This is a genomic window from Anaeromyxobacter sp. SG66 (assembly GCF_022690805.1).
GTDB lineage: Bacteria > Myxococcota > Myxococcia > Myxococcales > Anaeromyxobacteraceae > Anaeromyxobacter > Anaeromyxobacter soli.
Genome location: NZ_JALCZC010000214.1, coordinates 1 through 2,246 on the forward strand (window position 1 = coordinate 1; position 2,246 = coordinate 2,246).

Annotated in this window: 1 protein-coding gene; it reads right to left on the reverse strand. The window is 63.0% G+C overall.

What is annotated here, in order from left to right; all coding sequences use genetic code 11:
- Positions 1-775 precede the first annotated feature (775 nt).
- Positions 776-2,246, reverse strand: a 1,471-nt coding sequence (locus MNZ39_RS23905; RefSeq protein ID WP_242341582.1) for a fibronectin type III domain-containing protein, incomplete at its 5' end; no start/stop codon positions are given.

The following is a 2,246-nucleotide window of genomic DNA, read 5'->3' on the forward strand; positions in this document are numbered from 1 at the left end:
CATCGCCACCTCCGCGCGAGCACCGGCTCGCTCGAAGGCGAGAGGATCACGGGCGGATGGGCCCTGTCGATCCCCGGCGGGTAAGCGATGGGATTCATGGGGACTTCAAGCCGATCGGCGCTCTAGAACCGGCCCCATCCCATGACCGTGGGGATGAGGGGATCCGTCAGGGCTCAGATGCCTTCTGGAGCTGTCCGCCGTGGCTATGACAGACGTGACCCCTGGCGGGTTCCGTTGCCGCGCGAACGCAAGTTGAGTGCGAGACGCCCCATTATGGTAACGAGTGATACTGATAAGAGGGTCTGCGTCACGGCATACCGCGTGATGTGAACGGAGCCGATCGCGTACTCATGTCGTCCTTCTGGCTCGAGGAACATCCAGATCAGGGCCAGAGCCGCGGACACGACGGAGACGGTATTCAGAATCCGGCCGACTTTCTTCCATTGCACGCTCATTGATCGGTCCGTTCAGTGCGATCTTCCGGGGTGCTGCGACACCCGGGGTACGATCAGCGAAGCACTTCGACCCAGCGCCGAGACTTCCGCTTCGTAGCAGCGACCGATTGTTATCGCTGGCCCGTAACGCCCATGACTGCAACAACACACCTCACTGTATGAGTACGCCTCCCAAGTCGACTGGTAATACGGTCCGCAAATCACCCGTCGAGCCGGGCAATACGAGCCCGGAGACGGTCATCCCAGAACCGAACGAGTTGACCGGAGGATCGGCGGCTGGCGGACGGACCCACGCTGCTGCCAGCGGGTCGTTTCATGGGCTATAGTCCTTCGGGGGCCACCACGGGAATGACCTGCTGTGCGGCGCTTGCCCAGGCCCAGCCCGCGTAGCAGCGCTGAGATGTCCAGCTCAGACCATCATCGCTCCACTGCCAGCAGAAGTCGCTGGGCGCCTCGCGGAAGTACCCGTCCTGCCGCGGCATGATCGCGATTTCCGTGATTGCTGTCGCGTTCCCCTCCCCGAAATCGTAGCGCCACCACACCGGGTTCGTTGTCGTGGCCCTCGTCGTCGAGGTGGTGAATGCCGTGCTGGTGGAGTTATCCACGGCTTTTCCCGCATCCCAGGTGTTGTAGTGACCAGAGTCAGATGCCACCCCGGAACCGGTGAGATCAGGCCCTCCCGAGCGCAGTTCGATCTCGGCGAAACCCAAGTACTTCCCCGACGTACGAGTGCAAAGCAGGCGCCAGTACCGGTGAGAGTTCGGGGGCGGAGCGCTTGGATCGGTCGCCGTCGTCACCACCATTGCAGGCGATGCACTCCAATACCCCTCTGCGTTCAGGGCCCGCACTCGATAGTAGTACGTCGTGCTGCTCGCCAATCCCGAGTCTAAGTAGCTCAGCGCTGTCAGTCCAGCGGCGACCGAGGCCCACGGGCCGGCTTCGGTCGTGCCGCGATCGACCGCGTAGCGTCCAGCTCCTCCGCTCGGCTCGGTCCAGCTCACTGTCAGCGACGTCGTGAGCACATCTTCGAATGTCGGTCCTCCGGGCGCGTTCGGCGCGGTCGTCACGCTGCTCGCATCCGAGTAAGGACCATCGCCTTGGCTGTTCGTTCCGCGCACGCGATACCAGTACTCGGTGTTCGCCGCTCGGCCGCTGTCGATAAGCTGCGTTCCGTTCATACCGGTCGCGACCTCGCCCCACTCCCCCGGTCCGCCGCTCGCGTCCGGCGCCCGTTCCAGCTTGTAGCTCGTCGCGCCGGCAGCCGTCGCCCAGTTCACCTGAACGTCCGTCGCTGTGACGTTCGCGAACGTCGGCGTCCCAGGTACAAACGGCACCCCGACCGGACCGTTGCGACTCGCGAATGCAAGGTATTGCGCAACGACATCAGCATCGTGTTGCGCCCATTCGGGAGATACGAGAAGAGCCGGGAAGCTGCCCAGCGCCGATACACTCGCGGGGTTCGCATTCACCATCAACCCTTTCGCGACGTACCGTTGCGCCACGTCGTTGTAGTCCGCCGCACTAAACGACTGCAAGACGGATAGCTGGGCGGGATCGAGATTGTTGAGCCGGAGCCACAGGTTGAACTGCGCATCCTCCACACTCGCCTGATCGATCACGACATCTTGATAGCCGGACTCGTACAACGCCGTCGCGACGGCTGCTGACCTGCCCCCCGAAAACTGGACGGGTCGAAGCGTGAGTCCTCTACTGATCGTGGAGGACGGATGCGGAAGAGCAAGTTCACCGACGAGCAGATCATCAAGGTCCTGAAGGAGGTCGAGGCGGGCG